This window comes from Aerococcus mictus (assembly GCF_003286595.3).
Taxonomy (GTDB): Bacteria; Bacillota; Bacilli; order Lactobacillales; family Aerococcaceae; genus Aerococcus; species Aerococcus mictus.
Genome location: NZ_CP132985.1, coordinates 2,074,840 through 2,096,753, shown reverse-complemented (window position 1 = coordinate 2,096,753; position 21,914 = coordinate 2,074,840). Strand labels below are relative to the sequence as shown.

Here is a 21,914-nt window from a genome sequence, read left to right as displayed (position 1 = left end):
TATAATCTTCGCGTAGCTACAAGATCTTGGGTAAGGCAGTGACTTCGCCGAGCCACATTGAGTAAAGAAAATAAGTTCAGGACTAGTTTCATGAGTGACTATTGCTGGGATGATGACCAGCAGCTTTCACAAGGACTTGGGGGTCAAGGCTTTTGCGACTAGTCCGCTTATTTCTGACCTTTTTTCCCATGGGGGTTGTTATTGTTAGGCATTTTAGTGTATCAAAAAGGAGAAATTTTTAATGCATTTATCTAAAAGTCAAGCCCTAAAGTTATTTCTAGCGGCTTTCTTGTTTTTATTAGTGGCCTTTTCTGAACCTGCCCACGCCATGCACATTATGGAGGGTTACTTGCCACTGAAATGGGTAATCATTTGGTTTGCGATTTTCATTCCCTTCTTCTGCTACGGGGTTTACCAAATTAAGGAAAGCGTCAAAAAAGATAGTAAAAATAAGGTCTTATTAGCCCTCAGTGGTGCCTTTATCTTTATCCTATCTTCCTTGAAAATTCCATCCGTGACTGGGTCAACCTCCCATCCTACGGGTGTCGGTGTGGGGACCTATTTATTTGGACCTGGGGTGATTAGCGTTTTAGGGACTATCTGTCTCTTATTCCAAGCCCTCTTCCTAGCTCACGGTGGTTTAACCACACTGGGTGCCAATGCTTTCTCGATGGCGGTTGTAGGACCATTTGTTGGTTACGCCGTTTACCGTTTAGGCGAAAAAATCAACCTTCCAAGTAGTGTCAATATTTTCCTCTGTGCAGCCTTAGCTGACTTGGCCACCTATATGACCACCTCCTTCCAATTGGCTTTGGCTCACCCTGATCCTGCCTTAGGGGTCTTTGCAGCAGCTATGAAATTTATGGGCGTCTTTATGATTACCCAAATTCCTCTAGCTATTGTTGAAGGGCTACTTTCCGTGGTAATGGTGAATATGATTAACGACACCGTCTTGAAAGAGGTGAAGAAATAGATGAAAAAGAAAAATTTATTACTCATCTTATTAGCCCTATTAATTATGTTTATCCCCTTGTTTACCATTGATGGTGAATACGAAGGTTCCGATGGTGGGGCTGAAGAATTGATTGGGGAATTAGACGAATCCTATACTCCTTGGTTTGAACCCATCTTTGAACCTGCTTCCGGTGAAATTGAAAGTTTACTCTTTACCTTACAAGGAAGCATTGGGACCGGGATTATTTGTGGGATCGTTGGATACTATTTAGGCAAGAATAAAGGCCTAGACCAAGGTAAGAGATAAACCAGTTAAGTGTATTCTCAATAAAGAAGCTGAGGTTCTGTGCTCAGCTTCTTTTAAAAAGCAAATGATTAGTGAAAAGGTGTGATGTTATGGGGATTGATCGTTATACCTATCAATCCAAGTGGGCTAAGAAGTCCGGCAAGTTTAAGTTTGCTTTTTGGCTCTTGGGGATTCTAGTGGCCTTTTCGGGGTGGAATAGCTTAGAAGTGGTCTATACCCTCCTGATCATGACTCTTACCCTCTATCTGGTGCCTATTAGGCTAAGGACCTACCTGAATTTATATATTGGTCCGGTTCTGTTTTTGGCCTTTTCTAGCCTGGCCTTGTTGGTGTCTGTTAGCCAAGAGCCCGCTCTTTTTTCCTGGTCCTTATCACTGGGAGATTATTACCTGGGGCTGTTAAGTGGTCAGTTTTCCTATACCTTGACCCTAATTATTAGGGCTTTGACAGCGATCACGGTGACTTTTTTATTTACCCTGACTACGCCACTAAAGCAGATCTTACAATTGATGAAGCAAGCCCACATCCCTTATGTGGTGATTGAATTGGTCCTCTTGATGTACCGTTTTATCTTTGTCCTCTTAGACGATGTGGTGGTGGTCTACCAGGCCCAAAACTTGCGCTATGGCTACTCCCACCCTAGAGTGTCTATTCATTCCCTGGCCTTACTGGCTAAGGTAGTTTTCGAGCGGTCATTGTATCGCTTTACGGAAATGACTGACACCTTAGATTTGAAACTCTACCAGGATGAATTTTACCTGGATTAGTTTAATGTACAAAAATGGGGCTAGAAATGGCTAGGGTATAAGGATTTGTAGGCTTACAAAATAATAAGTGAGGATGAAATGATGTTAAGTGTCAAACACCTATCTTTTGCCTACCAAGGGCATACCGTATTTGAAGATATTTCTTATGATTTTTCCAAGGGCCAGGTGATCGGTCTGATGGGGGCCAATGGGACCGGAAAGACCACCCTGATGCGGATTTTAACTGGTCTGATTCCGGTGGAGAAAGGGATGGTGCTCTTCCAAGGCCAACCCCTCTCCTATAAGAAGAAGGCCCTCTACCAACTTCGCCAAGCGGTCAATATGGTCTTTCAAGACCCCAACCAACAGCTCTTTTACCCCACGGTTCAAGACGATGTGGCCTTTGCCCTCCATAATTTAAAGCGCGACCCGGCTGAAATAAAAGACCGGGTGGCGAGTGCCCTCAAGGCCCTGGCGATCGATCACTTGGCTAGCCGCCCGATTCAAACTCTTTCCTATGGGCAAAAGAAGCGGGTGGCTTTGGCGGGAATTTTAGTGATCCAGCCCGCTATGATCCTCTTGGATGAACCCACTGTGGGGCTAGACCCGGCTGGGGTGAAAGACCTGACTAAAATCATCCAAGACTTGGTCAAACAGGGCCATCGTTTCTTGATCTCAAGCCATGACATGGCCTTTCTCTACCAGCTCTGTGACCAATATTTGGCCATCGCTGATAAGGGCATTGTGGCCCAAGGGGATAGTGAGGCGGTCTTTAAGTCCCAGGCCTTTATGGAAAGTATTGGCCTAGAACTCCCCTGGCAAGTCCGACTCCTCGACGAGTAAAGCTGGTTATTGGACTCAGAAATTGGATGCTAACAGTTTACATTTAGGCCCCTAGCCCTTATAATGCTGGTGTAGTTACTAAGAAAATAAATCATTAAGACAGTCAAAGTGTCGTTTCTGCAGGATAAACTGGGCAGAAAAGGCACTTTTTTATTGAGTTTAAGGACTTGTGAAGAGGGGTAATTTTATGTTTACTGAAGGTTTTGATACCATTGCTGCGATTTCAACGGCACCGGGGGAAGGCGCGATTGGGATTGTGCGCTTGTCAGGCGACCAAGCTCTAGCCATTGCCGATACCGTCTACCAAATGGGGACCAAGCAACTGGCCAACCAGGATTCCCATACTATTCATTATGGCCACATTGTTGATCCGCAAAGCGAACAAGAATTGGATGAGGTCATGGTCACTGTTTTGCGCGCGCCTAAGACCTATACCCGCGAAGACATTGTCGAAATTAACTGCCACGGGGGTATGGTGGCCACTGACCGAATCTTGCAATTGGTTCTGAGGGAAGGGGCGCGGATGGCGGAGCCGGGGGAATTTACCAAGCGGGCCTTTCTCAATGGCCGAATTGACTTGACCCAAGCCGAAGCGGTCCAAGACATGATCCGGTCGAAAACGGACCGGTCCATGGACCAAGCCATGAAACAATTAGATGGGAAATTATCCACTAAAATCTCTACTCTACGGAATCGGATTTCGGACGCCATGGTCCAAGTGGAGGTCAACATTGACTATCCGGAATACGAAGAAGAAGAGATGACTCTGGAACTTTTAGACCAAACCGCTGATACTATCCAAGCCGAATTACAAAGGTTACTCACGACGGCTAAGCAAGGCAAGATTCTTCGTGATGGGATTGAAACGGCTATTATTGGCCGGCCCAATGTGGGGAAATCCAGCCTCTTGAACCATCTCTTACGTGAAGACAAGGCCATTGTGACCGATATTGAAGGGACTACCCGCGATACGATTGAAGAATATGTCAACTTACGGGGCGTGCCACTGAAATTAGTCGATACGGCTGGGATTCGCGATACCGAAGATGTCGTCGAAAAGATTGGGGTAGAACGGAGTCGTAAGGCCATGGAAGAAGCTGACCTGGTGCTCTTAATCCTCAACCAAAGTGAACCCTTACAGGCGATGGACCGGGAACTCTTAACCATGACTAAGGACTCCAATCGGATTATTCTCTTGAATAAGACTGATCTCGACCCGGCTTTAAGCCTTGACGACCTGGCCGACTATGCTGATAAGGAAGAGATCATCAAAACCTCGATTACTCAAGACCAAGGGGTGGATGACTTGGAAGAAAGAATTTCTCAGCTCTTCTTCTCGGGCCAAACCGGCGACCGGGATGCTACTTATGTATCCAACACCCGCCACATTGACCTCCTCCAAAAAGCCAGCCAAGCCATTGCTGAAGCCAAGGAAGCCATTAGTCTGGGCACGCCCGTTGATTTAATCCAAATCGACTTTAACCGGGCCTTTGAATTTCTCGGCGAAATTACCGGAGAAAATGCCCCTGATGAATTGATTACTAAACTCTTTAGTCAATTCTGTTTAGGGAAATAGTCTATGAGAGTGTGACAAGCGCACCAAAGACCAAGACCTCTGGAGCAAAAAGGCGAAAGAATTTGCGTAGAGAATTCGTCGCCTTTTTGTGAAGAGGACGCTTGCTCTGCGCTTGGAACACGTTTTGATTAGAGAATTCGTATTTAAAAAAGGGGCTTTTTTAATGGCTGAAGCTATCTCCAACTGCCGTCATGCTTTTGAATAAGTACATTCAAAAGAGAAAATTTTTCATTTAACATTTTCACTCTCATCCAAGTTCAAAAGCTTGATTTGACAGCTTTGCAACCCCCAGTTGCGCCAATGATCTGGACTGGTGCTAGCTGCCCTTAGATAAATCACCTATAATTAAGACAAAGAAAGGGGTAGGCGTCGACCGCTTTCAATAAAAAAATAATGAACTTTCATTGAAAGGAAGTGGTTGGCATGATTTTAGCCGACAAGATTTTACATTTGAGGAAACAGGCAGGCTGGTCCCAAGAAGAACTGGCCCAACAATTAAATGTTTCCCGGCAATCGATTTCTAAATGGGAGCGGGCCGAAGCTATTCCCGATTTAGAGAAAATATTAGACCTTGCCCGAATTTTTGGAGTGACCACCGATTATCTGATTAAAGATGAATTAGACCAAGTAGACTATAGTGCGGGTGATGAGGGTCCCTTAGAGGCTGGCCTCCCCAAACTATCGATTGAAGAAGCCAATGCTTTTATCGCTGCTCGCTTGAAAGGGGCCCATAGGTTAGCTTTGGGTGCTTTCCTCTGTATCCTAGCTGGGGTCCCGATCACGGTTTTGGGGATATTAAGTGAAGGCCAGGGTTGGTTTCATGTCCAGGGTCAAATATCGATTCTCGGGATCTCCTTGACCTTGGCTATTGTAGCCATTGCCGTCGCCCTGTTTGTAAAGAATAGCCAAGACTTAAAAGCCTACCAATTCATTTGTGAGGGACAATTTACCCCAGCTTATGGGGTCAGTGGCTTGGCCAGTGAAGGGCTCAAACGCTACCAAGCCTCCTACCAGCGGGGCTTAGTTTTAGGGATCTCCTTTTGTATCTTGTCGGGGATCCCGCTCCTATGGGGGTCGATTAGTGAAGAAAATACCTCTCTGGCTCTGGGCTTCACTTTGACCCTTGTCCTTGTTGCTTTGGGCGTCTATCAACTCGTCAAGGTAATCAGCCGCAGAAACACTTTCCGCTACCTCTTACAAGATGAAGACTTGCTAGGCGAACGTGGCGACCGGGAGCTGGACGATCAAATTGATCGTTATATGGAAATTTACTGGCCCTTGGTCCTGGCCATCTACCTGGGCTATAGTTTTTGGACCCATGACTGGGGTCGGTCCTGGATCATCTTCCCAGTCGCGGGACTCCTCAGTGCAGTCCTAGAAAATCTGCTGAAAGTAGTTTTGAAAGATTAAATAAGCCTTAATTCCTAATTTCCCTATTTTACAAACCTTGCTTTTCCTGTTATAATCTGTCAGGAAATTAAATAGCTAGACAGTCAAAGTGTCTTTCCGTCTCGATTTAAGGGGCGGAGTGGACACTTTTTTAGTGCTTATCGAGTGACGACTGCCTGGTTAAAGGAAATGGATACCACTAGCATAAGAGAAGCAAGAACGACTTGATTTAGGAAGGAAGAGGATGAATGAAGACTTTTGAAGCGGGAAGCTTTGATGTCATTGTGGTTGGTGCTGGACATGCAGGTTGTGAAGCGGCCCTAGCCAGTGCCCGGATGGGAATGGAAACCTTACTGGTCACTATTGATATTAATATGGTGGCCTTTATGCCATGTAACCCCTCGATTGGTGGACCCGCCAAGGGGGTCGTGGTGAGAGAGATTGACGCCTTGGGTGGCGAAATGGGTAAGAATATTGATAAGACCTATATCCAAATGCGGATGCTCAATACCGGGAAGGGGCCGGCTGTTCGCGCTTTGCGGGCCCAAGCCGATAAGGAAGCTTATGCCCGGGAAATGCGCCGGACGGTGGAAAGACAGGAAGGCTTGACCCTCCGCCAAGGAATTGTTGATGACCTGGTGGTAGAAGATGGGGTCTGCCGGGGTGTCATTACTCAAACCGGGGCTCTCTACCGGTCTAAAGCTACCATTTTGACTATGGGGACCAGTGCTCGGGGCGAAATTATTATCGGTGAATTAAAGTATTCCGCCGGGCCTAATAACTCCCAACCCGCTCTCAATTTAACCAAAAATTTAGCCGAAAAATATGGTTTCGATATTACCCGCTTTAAGACAGGAACCCCGCCTCGGGTGGATAAGAAGACCGTCGACTTCTCTAAGATGGAAATCCAACCCGGTAGCGCAGAACCTAACCATTTTTCCTTTATGACTCCTGACGAGAATTATATTCCCGTTTCTGAACAAGTGCCCTGCCATCTCACCTTTACCAATGCCAAAACCCATGAATTGATTCGGGCTAATTTGGACCGGGCGCCTATGTTTACTGGGATTGTAGAAGGAGTCGGGGCGCGCTACTGTCCTTCTATTGAAGACAAGATTGTCCGCTTCGCTGATAAGCCTAAGCATCAACTTTTCTTGGAACCAGAAGGCCGGGATAATGAGGAAATCTACCTGCAAGGCTTGTCTACCTCCCTACCAGAGGATGTCCAAATCGAAATGGTTCATTCCATTACCGGGATGGAAAAGGCCCAAATCATCCGTGATGGTTATGCCATTGAGTATGATGTGGTCCGGCCTAGTCAATTGAAGGCTACCTTTGAAACCAAGGCCATTGAAAACCTCTATACCGCAGGTCAGACCAATGGGACCTCGGGTTATGAAGAAGCTGCCGGTCAAGGACTCTATGCGGGCATCAATGCCGTGTTAAAAATCCAAGGCAAGGAAGCCTTTATCCTCGGTCGGGATGAAGCTTACATTGGTGTCTTAGTGGATGACTTGGTCACCAAGGGGACGACCGAGCCTTACCGTCTACTGACTTCTCGGGCTGAATACCGGCTCCTGCTCCGCCACGACAATGCTGACTGGCGCCTGACGGAGAAAGGCTATGAAATCGGCCTGGTCACTGAAGACCGCTACCAAGCCTTTAAGGCCCACCAAGCTGCGGTCAATGAGGAATTGGACCGCTTGGAACATACACGCTTGAAACCAAGCGATGACCTCCAAGCCTATCTCGAATCGAAAGGATCTTCCCGCTTGAAAGACGGGATTTTGGCCTCTGAACTCTTACGTCGACCAGAACTTTCGATTGACGATATCTTAAAATTTGCCCCTGGCGATAAAGACCTGGGCCATAAAGTCTATGAAGAAGTGGCTGTTGCCATTAAGTATGCTGGTTATATTGAAAAGGCGCAAAAACAAGTCAAGCGCCTACGTAAAATGGAAGGTAAGTTGATACCTGAAGATATTGACTACAGTCAAATCGAAGGCCTTGCTACTGAAGCAAAGGACCGCTTATCAACCATTGAACCCAGGACCCTGGCCCAAGCCAGTCGAGTATCTGGAGTCAATCCCGCTGACGTCTCTATCCTAGCCGTCTACCTAGAGAGTGCGACAGTCACAAAAAAGGACGAAACCACTGGAACTAAAGGGAGAAAGAATTCTTGAAAAGAATGCGTCGACCTTTAGCGAAGTGGACGTTCGTCCTGTGACTGGAGCAGGTTTAAAGAGAGTGCGACAAGCGCAAAAAGAGATTAAGAGACACTGAAATTTTCTAAAAGGACATAAAAATACTCCTCCCAAGGCGGACTTTAAGCGCCTGGGAGGAGTATTTTTTATTGGGCAATGACTTTGCCGTCTTCAATCTGATAAATACGCTGGCAGAGGATTTTTACCATGGCCAGGTCGTGGGAGATAAAGAGTAAGGTAAAACTTTGCTTGTCTCGTAAGTCTTTCAGTAATTGAACCAATTCTAAGGCAATGTCATAATCTAAGGCGGAAAAGATTTCATCAGCCACAATAACAGGACATTGGGTCAAGAGAATGCGCAGAATGGCGAAACGTTGACTCTGACCGCCGGAGAGTTGGCGGGGGTATTTATCCATAAGGTCCTCGCTGATATGTAGGTGCTGGGCCAGGTGGTTGATCCGCTCGTAGAAAGCTGCTTGTGAGGCATAACGGGCTTTGACCCAAGGAATCTTCTCCAGTTCCCTAAGGTTCACAAGCATTTTATAAGTGGGGTCAAAGGCTTGGTAGGGATTTTGAAAGATCATCTGAATGGCTTGAAAATCACTGAGCTGCTCTGGGGCGAGGGCCTTACCATTCAAGTAGATTGTACCTTGGCTGGGCGGATAGAGCCCAGTGACTAATTTAGCTAGGCTAGATTTTCCCGAACCTGAGGGGCCGACTAAACCGACAAATTCTCCCGGATAGAGTTCAAGATTGACGTCTTGGAGGACCGGGTTGTGGGCCCCGGGATAAGTCAGGCTTAAATGCTCAGTCCGTAAGAGCGGTTGAGCAGCTTGAGGCAGCTGGCTTTGGAAATTTTGGCTGGCTTGCTTGCGGTAGTCCGCACTTTGCACCAGCCGCTTGGTGGTCGGTGCTTTAGGGTGGTTAAAGAGAGCCTTGGTGGTATTACTTTCAATCGTTCTTCCCTGGTCAATAATGACAATATCCGAGCAGAGTTGGCTGACCAGTTCTAAGTTATGACTGATAAAAAGGACAGCGATTTCTTCCTTTTCACTGAGGGCCTTGATCAAGCGAACAAAGCTGACTTGGTTAGCCTGGTCTAGGGCGGTGGTAGGTTCGTCGGCTAAGATTAATTTAGGCTTTTGTAAGAGAGCCATGGCGATGACCACTCGTTGTTTCATTCCCCCAGAAAGTTGGGCAGGTTTGGCGGCTAAAACCTGGTCGGTCTGGCTTAAATTCACTTGTTCTAGCACCTGTTGAAATACTTTAGGATAGTCTGCTTTGGGCACTTCGGCTTGAAATTGCTCCATGATTAGCTCTAACTGAGCGGCAATGGTATAGTGAGGATTGAGACTATCCAAGGCCTCTTGCTGGATGACGGCAATTTCTTGGGGCAGGATTTTTTGGGCTTCCTTTGTGGGTAAGTCGAGTAAGTTCCCTAGCCCTTGATAAATAATTTCCCCACGGATCTCAAGGTCACCTTGGTGAATAAAGTGCATGATTGCCTTGGCAGTGAGGCTTTTACCGGCACCGGAAGGCCCCACTAGGCCTAAGCGTTGTCCGGGGTAGATTTTTAGGGAGAGGTCCTTGACATAGCTTTGGCCCTGGATAGCGACACTTAGTTGGTTGATGGTTAATAGTGGACTTTGTTTCATGATCTACTCACCTTTCCAAGAGGGCTTGACGGTCAAAGAGGGCTTGAAAGAGGACCGCTAAAATAAAGATGGCTAAGGTTGGTGCTAATACCAGTAGTGGTCGTTCAAAGACATAGAGACGGTAGTCGTAGAGTAAGGTGCCCCAGTCAGGTTGGACCAGGTCCGTGCCTAGTCCGATAAAGGCAAGTCCCGCGTAGGATAAGACCATGCCACTCAGGCGGTTAGCTAAATTGGTAAGAATATAAGGCTGTAAGTTTTTACCGAGATGGTCCTTAATCAGGCGAAAATCAGAGAGACCGAGTTTTCTGAGACTAAGGATAAATTCACTGGCCTTTAACTCTTCACTCAGGGCAGCGACTTGGAAGATATAATTTCCCATGGCTCCGATGCCAAGAACAAGGCCGGCGCTGAGTGGGCTGAGGCCGATGAGGGCAGTAATGATTAGGGCCATGATAAAGCTGGGTAAAATCAAAAGTGATTGGGCGACGAGGAGAATGGCCTTCTTTAAGCTGCCACCGTAGTAACCAGCCAGGATACCTAGAGTCGATCCTAAAACTAAAGATAAGGAGCCGCCCACTACAACAACGATGAGGGTACGGATGGTGCCTGCCTGCATGAGGGCTAAGACATCGCGGCCGAGATGGTCCGTTCCTAGCCAGTGGTCGGTAGAGACGGGGGCTAGGACATTGGTCATATCGGTTTGAAAATAATCGGGTGAGGGGATGACTAAGAATAGTCCTATGGCTAGGAGCAGGACGGCACTGACAATTTTCTGCTTAAGCGACATAGGAAGTCTCCTTTCTTAATCGATTCATCAACCAGCGAAAGATTAAACGGATGATAAGCATCCAAATGCCTACCACCATAATATAGGCTTGGATGACTAAGTAGTCCCGCCTTTGCATACTGGTGACCAGGTAATTGGAGATGCCGGCAATGCCAAAGGAGTATTCGACAATAGCGGTCCCGCCAATGACCCAAGACATTTGTGCCAGCGAACTGGCTAAGAGTCCGTAGAGGGCATCTTGCCAAGCGTATTTACCCAAGGCCTGCTTTAAAGGCAGTCCCCGCAATAGGAGGGCTTTAAGATAGCTTTCCTTTTGAGTGGCTTCGAAATGGCGGCAGACAATGCGTGAGAGTGGCCCGATTTGGTAGAAAGCGACCACTATGACGGCAAAGACAATGGCCAAGGGGCTCTCCTCAGTATAGAACTTAAACCAGCGCAGGCGGACACTAGTGATTTGGATAAAAATAATAATTAAAATAAAGCTGGGAATGGCCTGGGAGATTAGGGATAGTGCTCGGCTTACTTTATCCCAGAAGCCATAACCAGGAAGCGATGCTAGGAAGCCTAAGTAGAAGCTTCCTAGCATCGCTAATAAAACCCCGCCTAAGCCGACCATTAAGGAGGCCGGCAGGCGGTTAAAGATTTCTTGACGGATGGGCTGGCTGGAGTAGAAGGAAGTCCCCCAGTCGCCTTGAATAAAGTGACTAATCCACTGGAAATACTGAACCATGAGTGAACGGTCTAAGCCAAATTCTTCATTGATTAAGGCGATATTTTCCGGGCTTTGGGCCAGCTGCTTAGATTCTAAGTACAAGCTTGCTGGGTCGCCTGGAATAAGTCGGGAGATGAAGAAGGCAAAGAGACTCATGATAAAGAGGAAGCCGAGTGCTTGATAGAGCGTTTTTAATTTCATACTGTCCTCCTCTATTGAAGGCTTACGTCTTGGTAATTGTCTGCTTACTTATTGACCCCTAAACTTGGATTAACGATATAATAGTCCCCGCAATAGAGCTGGTAATCGCCGAGATCGGCACCAATGCCAGCATGCCATTCAGGATCGACTAGGCGAAGGATAGGACGGTCGTTAATAATTTTTTCTTGGATGGATTGAGCAATCGCATCGCGTTTAGCGGGGTCGGATTCTTGACCAAGTTGGTCGAGTTCTTGGTCCACTTCTGGGTTGCTATAATCGAAGCGGTTGTTGGACCCGTCGCTTCTAAAGAATTGATTGAGGAAGTAACTCGGTTCTCCAGAAGGGGCGGTGTGTTGGCTGTAGATTAAGAGGTCGTAAGGCGACCCGGTCTTAATGTCTTCCGCATTATCTAAAGCTTCTACCTTGACTTGGATACCTAAAGGCTCGAGTTGAGAAGTCAACATTTGTCCAATGGTTACCAGGTCTTCACGGAAGGAAAGGGTGGCCACCTTAAGTTCTAAGGCTTGGCCATCTTTTTCCCGTTGGCCTTGGTCATTTTTCTTCCAACCTAATTCATCCAATAGGGCCTCTGCCTTAGCGGTGTCTTGTTCGAGAGGGACATCTGCATTGAAGGAATAGATGTCCGCAAATAGTCCGCTTGGTAGCCGTCCGCCTTTGAGGGCCTTGAGGTAGTCATCGCGGTTGAGGGCTAAATCAAGGGCTTGGCGCATTTTAGCCTCTTGGAGGAGTGGCTTTTGGATGTTGACCAAGGCGAAATATTGGTAACCAGCGTCATAGGACTGGGTCTTGTGACCAGATTTGTCTAATTGTTCCTTTAAATTAGGAGAAATGGGAGCGATTAAATCCATCTCTTCGGATTGGAAAGCTGACTTCATGGCCGCTTCATCGTTAAATGCCGTGATGGTTACATTTTTTCTTTGGTCGCTGTCTGGGTAATGGGGGTTGGGTTCCATTTCCACTTTTTCTTCGGACTGCAGGTTTTTCACTTGGTAAGGACCAGAGTAAATGACTTGGTCGCCGTCGCGCTTATAAACCACATTGGTCCATTCCCCTAAGACTGAGTCCATGACTTGGGTAGGGCGTTCGGTTTTGATGGTGAGATGGCTATCATCGTCAGCGGTAAAAGTGATCTTACCGGCTGTAGCATTGGACAAGGGGTTCTTTTCTTGGATTTCGTTAAGGCATTCAGCCAGGGCTGGGGCATCCACCAGGCTCCCATCAGCGAACTTGGCTTCGTTTTTACTGCTAGCTTGCCAGGTATTCGCATCCACATGGTCTAACTGGTCAATATAACGGGAGAATAGATTACCGTCTGGATCTTGTTGGTAGACATATTCAGCTACTCCGTGACTGGCTAGGGACCAACTCGAATTCAAGGGATCGAGGTCCCCGGCGACTAGGCTTTGGCCGACGTGGTAGGTGTCGGTATTATTTTGACCCTGACTTTGCTCAGACGAGCTGCCTTGGCAACCGCTAAGGAAGAGGGTCAGAAAACTGGAACAAAGGATTATGCATCTAAAAAATTGGCGCTTCATATCTTATCCCTTTCTATAATTGTTATGGAGGGCTATTTTCCCTAATGATCTCCATTGTCAAGACGTAAGCCAACTAAATATAGGGAATTCCCTTTTCGATTTTACTATATGTAGCGGGAGAAAACAAGGGAATATGAAAGCGCTTTAAAAAGAATGAAAGATTCTTGAATTAGCGATAATAGAAGCTTTCGACTGGGGTCAATGCTACAATAGTAAGGCAGTGAATATAAAAAGTGCGGAAAGAAGTGAGAATATGGCTAAAGTGAAGGAATATGGACCAGCAGACGAACGCTTTACCTGGATTAATTTACCGGTGGATGATTTAGACGACCTCCTCGAGATTGGGAATACTTACGGGATCAGTGAAGAAATGTTGGCCTATGCCAGCGACAAGAATGAACGGGCCCGCTTGGAGTACGATGATGATACCGATACCTTGCTGATTATTTTTAATATTGCTAATAAGAAGAAGGTTAACTATCATTATGAAACCCTGCCGATGACCCTCATCATTCGGAACAATGTCCTCTTAACCTTTGCCCATGAGGATAATGATTATGTTATTCAGTTGATGAAGCATTATATCCACCGCCACTCGGATGAAGGGCTCTATAAGTTTCTTTTCTCTAGTCTTTTTTTAATTGTTAAGGAATACTTCCCTTTGGTGGAGGAGATGGACCGGGAGCGCAACCTCTTAACCAAGGAATTACGGACCCGAACCACTCGCAAGAACCTCTTCAACCTGTCAGACTTAGAAACGGGGATTGCCTATTTCCGTACCGGGGCCCGGCAAAATGAAATTCTCTTGGAACAATTCCGCTCACCCTCGCTCTTTAAACGCTTGGATGGGATTGATATTGAGGAGCTGGACGACGCCGTCATTGAAGCCAAGCAGCTCGTGGAAATGACGGAGCTGTCCTGGCAAATTCTCGACCGCCTCTCCGACACCTATAACAACGTCTTGAACAATAACTTGAATGAGACCATGCGGATCTTGACCGTCCTCTCCATCCTTTTAACCGTGCCCACCATTGTGACCGGTTTTTACGGGATGAATATGGATCTGCCCTTTGTCCAAAGCCGCTTTTCCTGGGTCTTCGCCCTAATCATCTCCGCCTTAGGCTGGTGGATCCTGTCCCGAATCTTAAAACGGTTCTTTGATAAGCATTAGAGTGCGAGCTGACGATAAAAAGTGAAACGCTACGCATACTATATCTGTAACTCGCTGACGCTTCGAACAGCTATAGCAACTGGAGCTAAAGGGAGAAAGAGAGTGTGACAAAAGTCAAAAGAGCTCTGAACCACTGGAAGGAAAAGCACCGTGAATCTGAAGCCTTTTTACGGTAGAATAGGGAAAGCTCCTTAATTGAGTGCTTACTCATTAAAAAGTTTAAAAGCTAGGCTCAACTGGCGTTTAGACATGAGAATTGCTGACGTTTAGGGTATAATAAAGGTATCTAAAAGGCAGGAATAGCCAGTGAAAGGAGCTAGAAGGATGGATTTTAATGGAAAACGTTTATATCGTAAAAAGTATGATCGTACCTTTTTAGGGGTATGTGGTGGTTTGGGAGAGTATTTCAATGTGGATCCCGTTATCTTCCGCATCATCTTCGTTGCCCTTTTCTTAGGAGGGTCAGTCGGTTTTTGGCTGTACTTATTGATGGCCTTGATCATTCCTGAAGAGCCTGACTCACAAGAATAAGCCTTACAGTTTTACTAAGTTATAATGGGGTGGTATGTATGAAAAAGAGACAAGTTTTCGGACTGTTTTTCAGCATGCTGCTTTTTTTGTGGGGCTGTGACCATAACCAAGCCCTCAACTGGGTAGAAGACCAGCTGGTTGATCAAGAAGAAGTGACTAATCAAGTCATAGAAGAAAGTGAAACTAAGCCGGTCGAATCGGCTTCTCAAGAAGAGAGTCAGGCAGCTCCTAGTAAGGACCAGCCAGGGAAGACTTCTCAGCAGAAGGGCCGGCCTCAAGCGCCGTCTAAGCAGGAAGTCATCCAGCAATTTAAAGAGGCCCCCCTGGCTGGCCAGGTTAAGGAAGCTAATTATGCCGACCTCCTGCCAATTGTCCAAAGGCAATTAGAGCAGGGGACCTATCAATTTGTGGTTGACGTGACCGCTCCCCAAGCCAGTGGCTCAGCCATCTTTGAGCGTTTGCGCCAAGACTTGTATGGGACTTATTACGGGATTGTCCTGGACTATGCCAATGCCTATTCCTACCAGGCCAGTCCCAGTAAGTTGAAGGTCTTATTGACCTTCCGCTTCCACCATGACGCCGCTGCTGACCAGGCTATCCGTGACTATGCCCGCAACTTTGCCAGTCAGATCCAGGGCAAGAGCGACCATGAAAAGGTTCGTCTCATCCATGATGCCATTATTGACAAGGCCCACTACCACCTAGGTGAGGGCAATGATGTCCAAGGCGTCTCGATTTATTCCCCGGCCTGCATCCTCTCCCAAGGCACTGGGGTTTGCCAGGCTTATGCTGGTCTCTTCCAGATTATGTGTGAAGAGAGTGGGGTCAAGTCACTGGCCCGGACCGGCATTGCCTATCAATACGCCGATAAGAACCAGCCCATCGACCACGCCTGGAACTTGGTCCAAGTCAATGGTCAGTGGCTGGGGGTCGATACGACTTGGGATGATCCCGTGGACCTCAATAATCCCCAAGCCGAGTTTAAACGTTACGATTACTTCTTAGTGGACTTGTCTGACACCCACTTTGCTGACGATAAGATACGTTAGGCGATTATTAGGGACGAGAGAGGGCTTTTCTTGCACGCTCTTGCCCTACTTTTTTGTTAAGATCCTGCATGCGGGCGGCAGGATTTTTTATTGGAAAAGATTGAGAAAGGTTGTGAATTGATGAAAACAGATACAGAACAGCAAGGCTTGCCCTGGCTGCCCTTGATGGTGATGCTGGGCCTAGTTTTATTAGCTATTATTTCGGAATTATTACCTTCCGGCCTCTTAGTGCAAATGGGGGATGACCTGGGAGTTGATTATGGGACGGTGTCTTACTTGGTGGGAGGCTATGCCTTACCCGCTGGGCTCTTAGCGATTCCGATGACCCAGGTGGTGACCAAGTTCAACCGCCGGCCCCTCTTACTCGTGTTAACCTGCGGCTTTGCCTTGTCGAACTTCCTGGTTTTCTTGGCCCCTAACTTCCCCTTGGCCTTTATGGGACGTTTGATCGGTGGGGCCAGTGCCGGGACATTTTGGTCCATGTTGGGCCCTTATGCTATGGACATGGTGTCCAGTGAAAACCGCGGTAAGGCCGGGACCATTGCTCTGGCGGGGTCACCGATTGGGATTTCGCTTGGATTGCCCCTGTGGACGCGTTTAGGTCAAATCGCTGGCTGGCGGATCGCCTTTTTAGCTACTGCACTAGCCTTTCTTGTCTTAGGCTTATTGGCTTGGCGGCTTCTTCCCTCGATTCCGGGACAAGCAAGTGACAGCCGGGTCAAACCGACTGATGTCTTGAAGAAACCGGGTTTCCGAGTAGCTATCTTAGTAGTCTTCTTGATGGTGATGGCTGAATATAGTGTCTATGTCTATATTCAATTGATTAGTGAACGCTTGGGGCTAGCCCTGCAAAGTTCTCAAATCTTCTTTGGGGTCGGTGCCCTCCTAGCGGTTTGGATTGTCGCCCGCTTTATTGACAGTCACTTGAAGCATTTAATGCAAGGGGCCCTCTTAGCGGGAGCGCTTGCCATGTTTGTCTTCCTGGCTCTTTCTGGCCATCCGCTTTTAGGCTTAGGGGCGATGGTGCTTTGGGGGATGAGCTTTGGCCCGATTTCCTCGCTCTTACAGAATTCGGTGATTCGCCAAGTGGACAAGGGCCATGACGTGGCCATGTCGATTCAAACCACGGTCTTTGACCTCTCCATTATGGGGGCCAGTGTCATGGGGGCTTCCTTCTACCAAGGTTTAGGTCTAGGTGCTAACCTGCTTGTGGCTATGATCCTCTTCTTGGGAGCTGCCCTGGTGGTGACGGTCTTTAGACAATATTATGAATAACGACTCATTGTAGACATGAAAAAATCACTCTAGAGCACATTCTAGAGTGATTTTTTGAAGGGTGCGTATTTTAAAGTAGGGATTAGATACCAAAGAGTGGTGCGATCATGGGGACAACGAAGACGGTCAAGACACTGACTACGACCATGGCAACGGAAGCCATCGCGCCTTCGGTTTCACCCATTTCTAAACCAACGGCTGCTCCGATGGTGTGTCCGGCTGTCCCTAAGGCGAGACCACGGGCAACAGGATCTTCGATATGGAGCCATTCGAGTAGGCCTTTACCGACTGCAGAAACGATCACGGCGTTAAAGATCACGGCTGCTGCAGTGATGGAGGAGATACCGCCTAAGGATTCTGCGATCGGTAGGGCGATAGCGGTGGTGGCTGGTTGAGGTAAGAGGGCGGCAATAATAGAGTTATCCATATGGATTAACTTAGCCATGATACCCAGAGATACCAAGGAAAGGGCCATGCCGCCGACAAGCATGATAGCGATTTGTTTCCAATATTTAACGAGTAGTTTTCTTTGCTTATAGAGTGGGATGGCAAAGGCGATGGTGGCTGGTTCAAGGAAGAACATGATCACCTTTCCACCGGGTTGATAAGCTTCATAAGGAATTCCGGTGACGACTAAGAAACCGATTCCTAAAATCATAGCGACAAAGAGTGGGGTGAAGAGGAAGAAATGGTTAAAACGGTTGTATAACCAAGTCCCAATCCCAAAGGCAACAAATGAAATAACAATTCCTAAATAAGCTGACATGTGATGAACGCTCCTTCTTCTCTTGACTGCTTACTGATCGAACAACTGCGCCCTAGTGGCTGACATTGTTACTGTATGAGTAAGAACTTTCGCTGCTTTCTTGTGAGCTGGATACTTTCTTACGTACCCATTCAATGCCTTCACCGATGTAACCGATGAATACCATAGCCATGATGGTCCAGAAGATGACCAAGAAAACAATTTGTACGCCGGATGTGGCCATGATCCCAAGAGAATTCATTAAGGAAATTCCGGAGGGGACGAAGAGGAAGGAAAGAATCGAAATCAATTTTTGTGATAAGCTTTCCACTTGTTCCAGTTTGACAATGCCTAAGCAGAGACTGGCGAAAAGTAAGATTAGACCAATCACTGAAGCTGGCATGGGGATGGGGGATAGTTTAGAGAGATAGCCTGAAATCAGCATAATCACTGCGAAGATCCCCGCTTGAGTTAGAAAGTTCGCTTGTTTAACCTCTTGTTTTTCTGTTTGTTTCTTTTCCATTATGAATCGCTCCCTTTGTTTGTTATTTTTTAACTCTTCATTTATCTGACAATCATAGTTTAGCCTAATAACAAGGATGGAAGCGGTTTTATTCATAAGATGCGAGGATTGGAACATAACTTACATGGCCCTGGACATTAAATACAGGGCCTCATTTATTCGATGGGCAGGCGGTCTTTGAAATCTTTGAGATAGGACCTAGAAACAGGCACCTTACTGCCGTTTCTCAAGGTGACTTGGTAGGTCTGGTTGAACCAGGGTTGGATTTCTTGGATCTGGTCGATATTAATTAGGTAGGAGCGGTGGGTTCTTAAAAAGAGGTCCTTGGGTAATTTCTTCTCAATGGCACTCAAACTCCCCGCCATTTCATAGGTCTTGTCATAGCTTTCGATACTGAGGGTGTGACCTTGGACCGAAACCAGGAAGATTTCTTCTGGACGAAGGAGGTAGACCCGGTCATTACTTTGGATAGGGATAGCCTCATGGCGCTTACTTTCTTGGTCTTGGTCGACTTGGCCACTGGCCCGCTCCAGGCTTTGGTAGTATTTGTCGATTGCCGCATGGATCTTAGACTCTTCAAAGGGTTTTAAGATATAGTCATTGGCATTGGCTTCAAAGGCCTCTAGGGCGTATTGGTCATAGGCGGTGGCAAAGATGAGATAGGGTGGGTTGTGGACGGCCTTGAGTTTCTTTGCCAGGTCAAAGCCGGTTTCGCCCTCGAGGTGGATGTCTAGAAAGAGAATATCAGGTTTCTCATCCAACATCATGGTGATGGCTTGGTCAATGCTGTCGGCGGTTTTCACCTGGCTAACCTGGTCGTGTTCCTTGACCAAGTAAGCCAGCTCTTGGCGCGCCATTTGTTCGTCATCAACAATCAAAACTTTCATCTTTAGTCCTCCTTGTTAGCTAATTCTAAGGGAAATGTCAGGGTAAAGCGAGCGCCACCAGTTGGGCGGTTGGCGGCTTGAAAGCTGCCCTTGTCGCCATAAAGGTTCTCAATCCGCCTTGCTAGGTTTTCTAAAGCTGTCCCAGTTCCTTCCTTGGATTCAACACTTTCCTTACCCAGGCGTTGGAGTTGGCCTTCCTCAATTCCTACACCATTATCTGCAACTACAATTTCCAGCTGGTCGTCCAGCTTCTTGATCTCAATCACCACAGTGTTATTGTCCTTCTTATCGGGAAAGGCGTGGCGGATAGCATTTTCCACCAGGACTTGGATACAGAGGGGCGGCAGGAGGTATTGGTTAAGGGCCTCGGGCATGTCGAGTTCAATGTGGTAGCGGTCAGGGAAACGGGCGTCATTCAAGGACAGGTAGGCATAGAGGTGTTCCAATTCCTTTTCCGCTGGGATCTTGGTTTGCCGGCTGGCTTGCAAGTTGTGGCGGAAATAAGTGGTCAATTGGAGCAGTAACTGCCGAGCCCGGTCATGGTCAAAGCGCATAACCGCCAGGATTGTATTAATGGTATTAAAGAAAAAGTGGGGGTTGACTTGGGCTTGTAAGGACTTAATCTCAGCATCTTGGAGCAACTTACTTTGTAGTTGGGCTTCCCCAAGTTCCAGCTGCATGGAAAAAATTGCCCCTAGGCCCCGGGCGAGTTGTTCTTCCACATAGGAGAGCTGGCTGGGGTTAGTGAAGTAGAGCTTCATGGAACCGAGGACTTGCTGGTTAGACTTCAAGGGCACCACAATGGCCGCTTCTAGGGGACAATCAGGGTGGGTACAGCCAATTTCGCTCTTACTGTGGGCAATCCGCATCTGCCCCGACTCAATAACCTCCCGGGAGAGTTCAGTAATCACATCGTGGCTGGGAAAGTGATGGTCGATCCCGGCCCCGACATGGGCTAAGATCTTACTTTGGTTGGTCAAAGAGACGGCTGAAACCTTGGTGGAGGCCTTGATCATGGTCGCCAGTTCTTGGGCTTTTTCGCCTTTGAGTCCTTCCAGACCCGACCGCAAGTAGGGGAGGGTCTGCATGGTCAGGGCGAGGACGTCGTGGGTTTGGACAGCCCGGGCCTGTTCTTCCTGGATCAGGGTATTAACAATGGTTGAGAGGAAGATAAAGGTTCCGACACTATTTAAGAGAATCATGGGTAGGGCGATTAATTGGACCAGGGGCCAACCTTCCCGGGAGAAGATCCCGATAAAGAGGAGTTGAATGCATTCTAAGCCCACTGCCACCAGGGACCCTTTGATGGGCTTGATAAAGGGGGCGTAGGCATTACTGGAGGAAGATTTCTTGCCCGCGTAACCGGCCAGAAAACCAATCAGGGGCGAAGACAGCATATAAAAGGCGTTGGACCCATTCCCTTGGAAGAAACGATGAACCCCAGCGATCAGACCAACCGCACTCCCCACCCAGGGGCCACCGACAAATCCTGACACGCCAATGGCTAGGGACCGGGTGTTGGCAATAGAGGTATTGGGGGAGATCTGGGTTAGTAAGCCCGAATACTTGAGGCCTTCTGAAGTAATTTGAATCCCGACTAAGTTGGAGAGAATGGCAAAAAAGCCAAACAAAATAATCAAAGACAACATCCGCTTGGGCGAATTTCTTTGTACCAGTAATTTCTTGAAATACGAGAAGTGAACTAAGAGGACGGCTAAGAGAACAATCAAACCGACCCTTTCCATCATTAGGATAAAAAGTTCACCCAGATAAGTCAGTCCCATGTTAAGGGCTCCTTTCCACGTGCAATTTTACTTTACTCATATAGCTTAGCAGATGAGGAGAGGCTGAGCGCAAGTTTTTTCTTTTAGGAGGGTAAGTTATCTTAGTTTGAAGAACAAAAATGACTCGTTGGCGATGATTTCTAGACCGAGCTTGCCTATGCTATAATGAATGGGATAAAGTCAAAGGAGGATTTGACATGAACCCAGAAGAATTTAAGGCAGCCCTGGTTGAGCAGGGGATTGACCTGACCGATTTACAAATGCAACAATTTGAGAGCTACTACCAACTGCTAGTTTCCTGGAATGAAAAGATTAACCTCACCGCCATTACCGACCGCGATGAAGTGTATTTGAAACACTTTTATGATTCCCTGACCCTGGCCTTTAGCTTGGAGACCGATTTGACGGGTAAAAAGCTGGTTGACGTGGGATCGGGAGCAGGTTTTCCTAGCATCCCGCTCAAGATTGCCTTCCCTCAATTACAGGTCAGCATTGTTGACAGCTTGAACAAGCGGATCAAATTTATTGAAACTGTGACGGAAGAACTGGGACTAGCAGGCGTTTCAGCCTACCATGACCGGGCGGAAGATTTTGGTCAAAATAAGGCCTTCCGCGGGCAATTTGACCTAGCCACCGCCCGGGCAGTCGCACGTTTGAGCGTTTTAAGCGAGTATTGCCTGCCCCTAGTGAAAAAAGGCGGACTTTTTGTGGCCATGAAGGCAGCCAAGGCGGATGAAGAAATCGCTGATGCTAAGAAGGCCATTGCGACTTTAGGGGGCAAGTTTAGCCAAGACTTGGCCTTAGAACTCCCTGGTCAAGCCGGCGAACGCCATCTCCTAGTCATTGAAAAGCGTAAAGAAACTCCTAATAAATACCCCCGTAAGGCCGGTTTGCCCAATAAGAAACCCATCCAATAGAAGAAAAGTGTCCAGAGCAAATTTTAATAGAAGCTTTCTTATCTACCTGCTAAGACTTATTGAATGACTTAAGTCTTAGCAGATTTTTTGTGTTTACGAACA

20 protein-coding genes are annotated in these 21,914 nt (G+C 47.3%); 12 read left to right on the top strand and 8 right to left on the bottom strand.

The annotated features are described in order from the left end of the window. Positions 1-241 precede the first annotated feature (241 nt). From DBT49_RS09630 to mnmG, 7 genes are all read left to right on the top strand, one after another. Positions 242-973 carry an energy-coupling factor ABC transporter permease gene (locus tag DBT49_RS09630; protein WP_013669558.1) on the top strand — a complete coding sequence of 244 codons (732 nt, stop codon included), beginning with the start codon at positions 242-244 and terminating at the stop codon, positions 971-973. Next, a complete protein-coding gene (locus tag DBT49_RS09625) occupies positions 974-1,261 on the top strand; it encodes an energy-coupling factor ABC transporter substrate-binding protein (protein ID WP_013669736.1) in 288 nt (95 codons plus the stop codon). Between the two features lie 89 nt (positions 1,262-1,350). Next, complete coding sequence (gene cbiQ / locus DBT49_RS09620) at positions 1,351-2,028, top strand: cobalt ECF transporter T component CbiQ (RefSeq protein WP_041706316.1); 678 nt, start codon at positions 1,351-1,353, stop codon at positions 2,026-2,028. A gap of 81 nt (positions 2,029-2,109) precedes the next feature. Continuing rightward, positions 2,110-2,850 (top strand): energy-coupling factor ABC transporter ATP-binding protein, encoded by a 741-nt coding sequence (locus tag DBT49_RS09615; RefSeq protein ID WP_013669754.1) that lies wholly within the window; start codon positions 2,110-2,112, stop codon positions 2,848-2,850. A gap of 187 nt (positions 2,851-3,037) precedes the next feature. Next, positions 3,038-4,426, top strand: a complete 1,389-nt coding sequence (gene mnmE, locus DBT49_RS09610; protein ID WP_111872433.1) for a tRNA uridine-5-carboxymethylaminomethyl(34) synthesis GTPase MnmE — start codon at positions 3,038-3,040, stop codon at positions 4,424-4,426. A gap of 423 nt (positions 4,427-4,849) precedes the next feature. Next, positions 4,850-5,836, top strand: coding sequence for a helix-turn-helix domain-containing protein (locus DBT49_RS09605; protein WP_013669580.1), 987 nt, complete (start codon positions 4,850-4,852; stop codon positions 5,834-5,836). A gap of 227 nt (positions 5,837-6,063) precedes the next feature. Further along, entirely contained in the window at positions 6,064-7,998 is a 1,935-nt protein-coding gene (gene mnmG, locus DBT49_RS09600) for a tRNA uridine-5-carboxymethylaminomethyl(34) synthesis enzyme MnmG (protein WP_013668878.1), read from the top strand. Between the two features lie 167 nt (positions 7,999-8,165). Here mnmG and DBT49_RS09595 read toward each other — a convergent pair whose 3' ends face one another. From DBT49_RS09595 to DBT49_RS09580, 4 genes are read right to left on the bottom strand one after another with little or no spacing between them, the layout of a single operon-like run. Next, positions 8,166-9,674 carry an ABC transporter ATP-binding protein gene (locus DBT49_RS09595; RefSeq protein WP_013669094.1) on the bottom strand — a complete coding sequence of 503 codons (1,509 nt, stop codon included), beginning with the start codon at positions 9,672-9,674 and terminating at the stop codon, positions 8,166-8,168. A 7-nt stretch (positions 9,675-9,681) separates the two neighbouring features. Beyond that, positions 9,682-10,461, bottom strand: coding sequence for an ABC transporter permease (locus DBT49_RS09590; protein ID WP_013669950.1), 780 nt, complete (start codon positions 10,459-10,461; stop codon positions 9,682-9,684). Next, on the bottom strand, positions 10,451-11,374 hold the full coding sequence (locus DBT49_RS09585) for an ABC transporter permease (protein WP_013668720.1): 924 nt from the start codon (positions 11,372-11,374) through the stop codon (positions 10,451-10,453). The genes DBT49_RS09590 and DBT49_RS09585 overlap by 11 nt, the downstream gene beginning before the upstream one ends. 44 nt (positions 11,375-11,418) lie before the next feature. Next, positions 11,419-12,930, bottom strand: a complete 1,512-nt coding sequence (locus tag DBT49_RS09580) for an ABC transporter substrate-binding protein (RefSeq protein ID WP_013669630.1) — start codon at positions 12,928-12,930, stop codon at positions 11,419-11,421. A gap of 253 nt (positions 12,931-13,183) precedes the next feature. On the opposite strand from DBT49_RS09580, the gene DBT49_RS09575 reads away from it, so the two are divergent. The 4 genes from DBT49_RS09575 (at position 13,184) to DBT49_RS09560 (ending at position 16,956) form a co-directional block, all read left to right on the top strand. After that, positions 13,184-14,101 (top strand): magnesium transporter CorA family protein, encoded by a 918-nt coding sequence (locus tag DBT49_RS09575; RefSeq protein WP_111872434.1) that lies wholly within the window; start codon positions 13,184-13,186, stop codon positions 14,099-14,101. Positions 14,102-14,425: 324 nt separating this feature from the next. Beyond that, entirely contained in the window at positions 14,426-14,632 is a 207-nt protein-coding gene (locus DBT49_RS09570; RefSeq protein ID WP_013669191.1) for a PspC domain-containing protein, read from the top strand. Between the two features lie 38 nt (positions 14,633-14,670). Then, complete coding sequence (locus DBT49_RS09565) at positions 14,671-15,681, top strand: transglutaminase domain-containing protein (RefSeq protein WP_049776783.1); 1,011 nt, start codon at positions 14,671-14,673, stop codon at positions 15,679-15,681. A gap of 120 nt (positions 15,682-15,801) precedes the next feature. After that, positions 15,802-16,956 (top strand): MFS transporter, encoded by a 1,155-nt coding sequence (locus DBT49_RS09560; RefSeq protein WP_041706312.1) that lies wholly within the window; start codon positions 15,802-15,804, stop codon positions 16,954-16,956. An 82-nt stretch (positions 16,957-17,038) separates the two neighbouring features. On the opposite strand, the gene lrgB is transcribed toward DBT49_RS09560, so the two are convergent. The 4 genes from lrgB to DBT49_RS09540 form a co-directional block, all read right to left on the bottom strand. Continuing rightward, complete coding sequence (gene lrgB, locus DBT49_RS09555) at positions 17,039-17,722, bottom strand: antiholin-like protein LrgB (RefSeq protein WP_013669843.1); 684 nt, start codon at positions 17,720-17,722, stop codon at positions 17,039-17,041. 52 nt (positions 17,723-17,774) lie between these two features. After that, positions 17,775-18,224 carry an antiholin-like murein hydrolase modulator LrgA gene (gene lrgA / locus DBT49_RS09550; protein WP_013669073.1) on the bottom strand — a complete coding sequence of 150 codons (450 nt, stop codon included), beginning with the start codon at positions 18,222-18,224 and terminating at the stop codon, positions 17,775-17,777. A gap of 155 nt (positions 18,225-18,379) precedes the next feature. Beyond that, complete coding sequence (locus DBT49_RS09545) at positions 18,380-19,111, bottom strand: LytR/AlgR family response regulator transcription factor (protein ID WP_013670080.1); 732 nt, start codon at positions 19,109-19,111, stop codon at positions 18,380-18,382. A gap of 2 nt (positions 19,112-19,113) precedes the next feature. Further along, the gene (locus DBT49_RS09540) at positions 19,114-20,895 is read right to left on the bottom strand and encodes a sensor histidine kinase (RefSeq protein WP_013668523.1); all 1,782 of its coding nucleotides are present in this window, start codon (positions 20,893-20,895) and stop codon (positions 19,114-19,116) included. A gap of 197 nt (positions 20,896-21,092) precedes the next feature. Between DBT49_RS09540 and rsmG the strand changes: the two genes are divergently transcribed. Continuing rightward, complete coding sequence (gene rsmG / locus DBT49_RS09535) at positions 21,093-21,812, top strand: 16S rRNA (guanine(527)-N(7))-methyltransferase RsmG (protein WP_013670093.1); 720 nt, start codon at positions 21,093-21,095, stop codon at positions 21,810-21,812. Positions 21,813-21,914 lie beyond the last annotated feature (102 nt).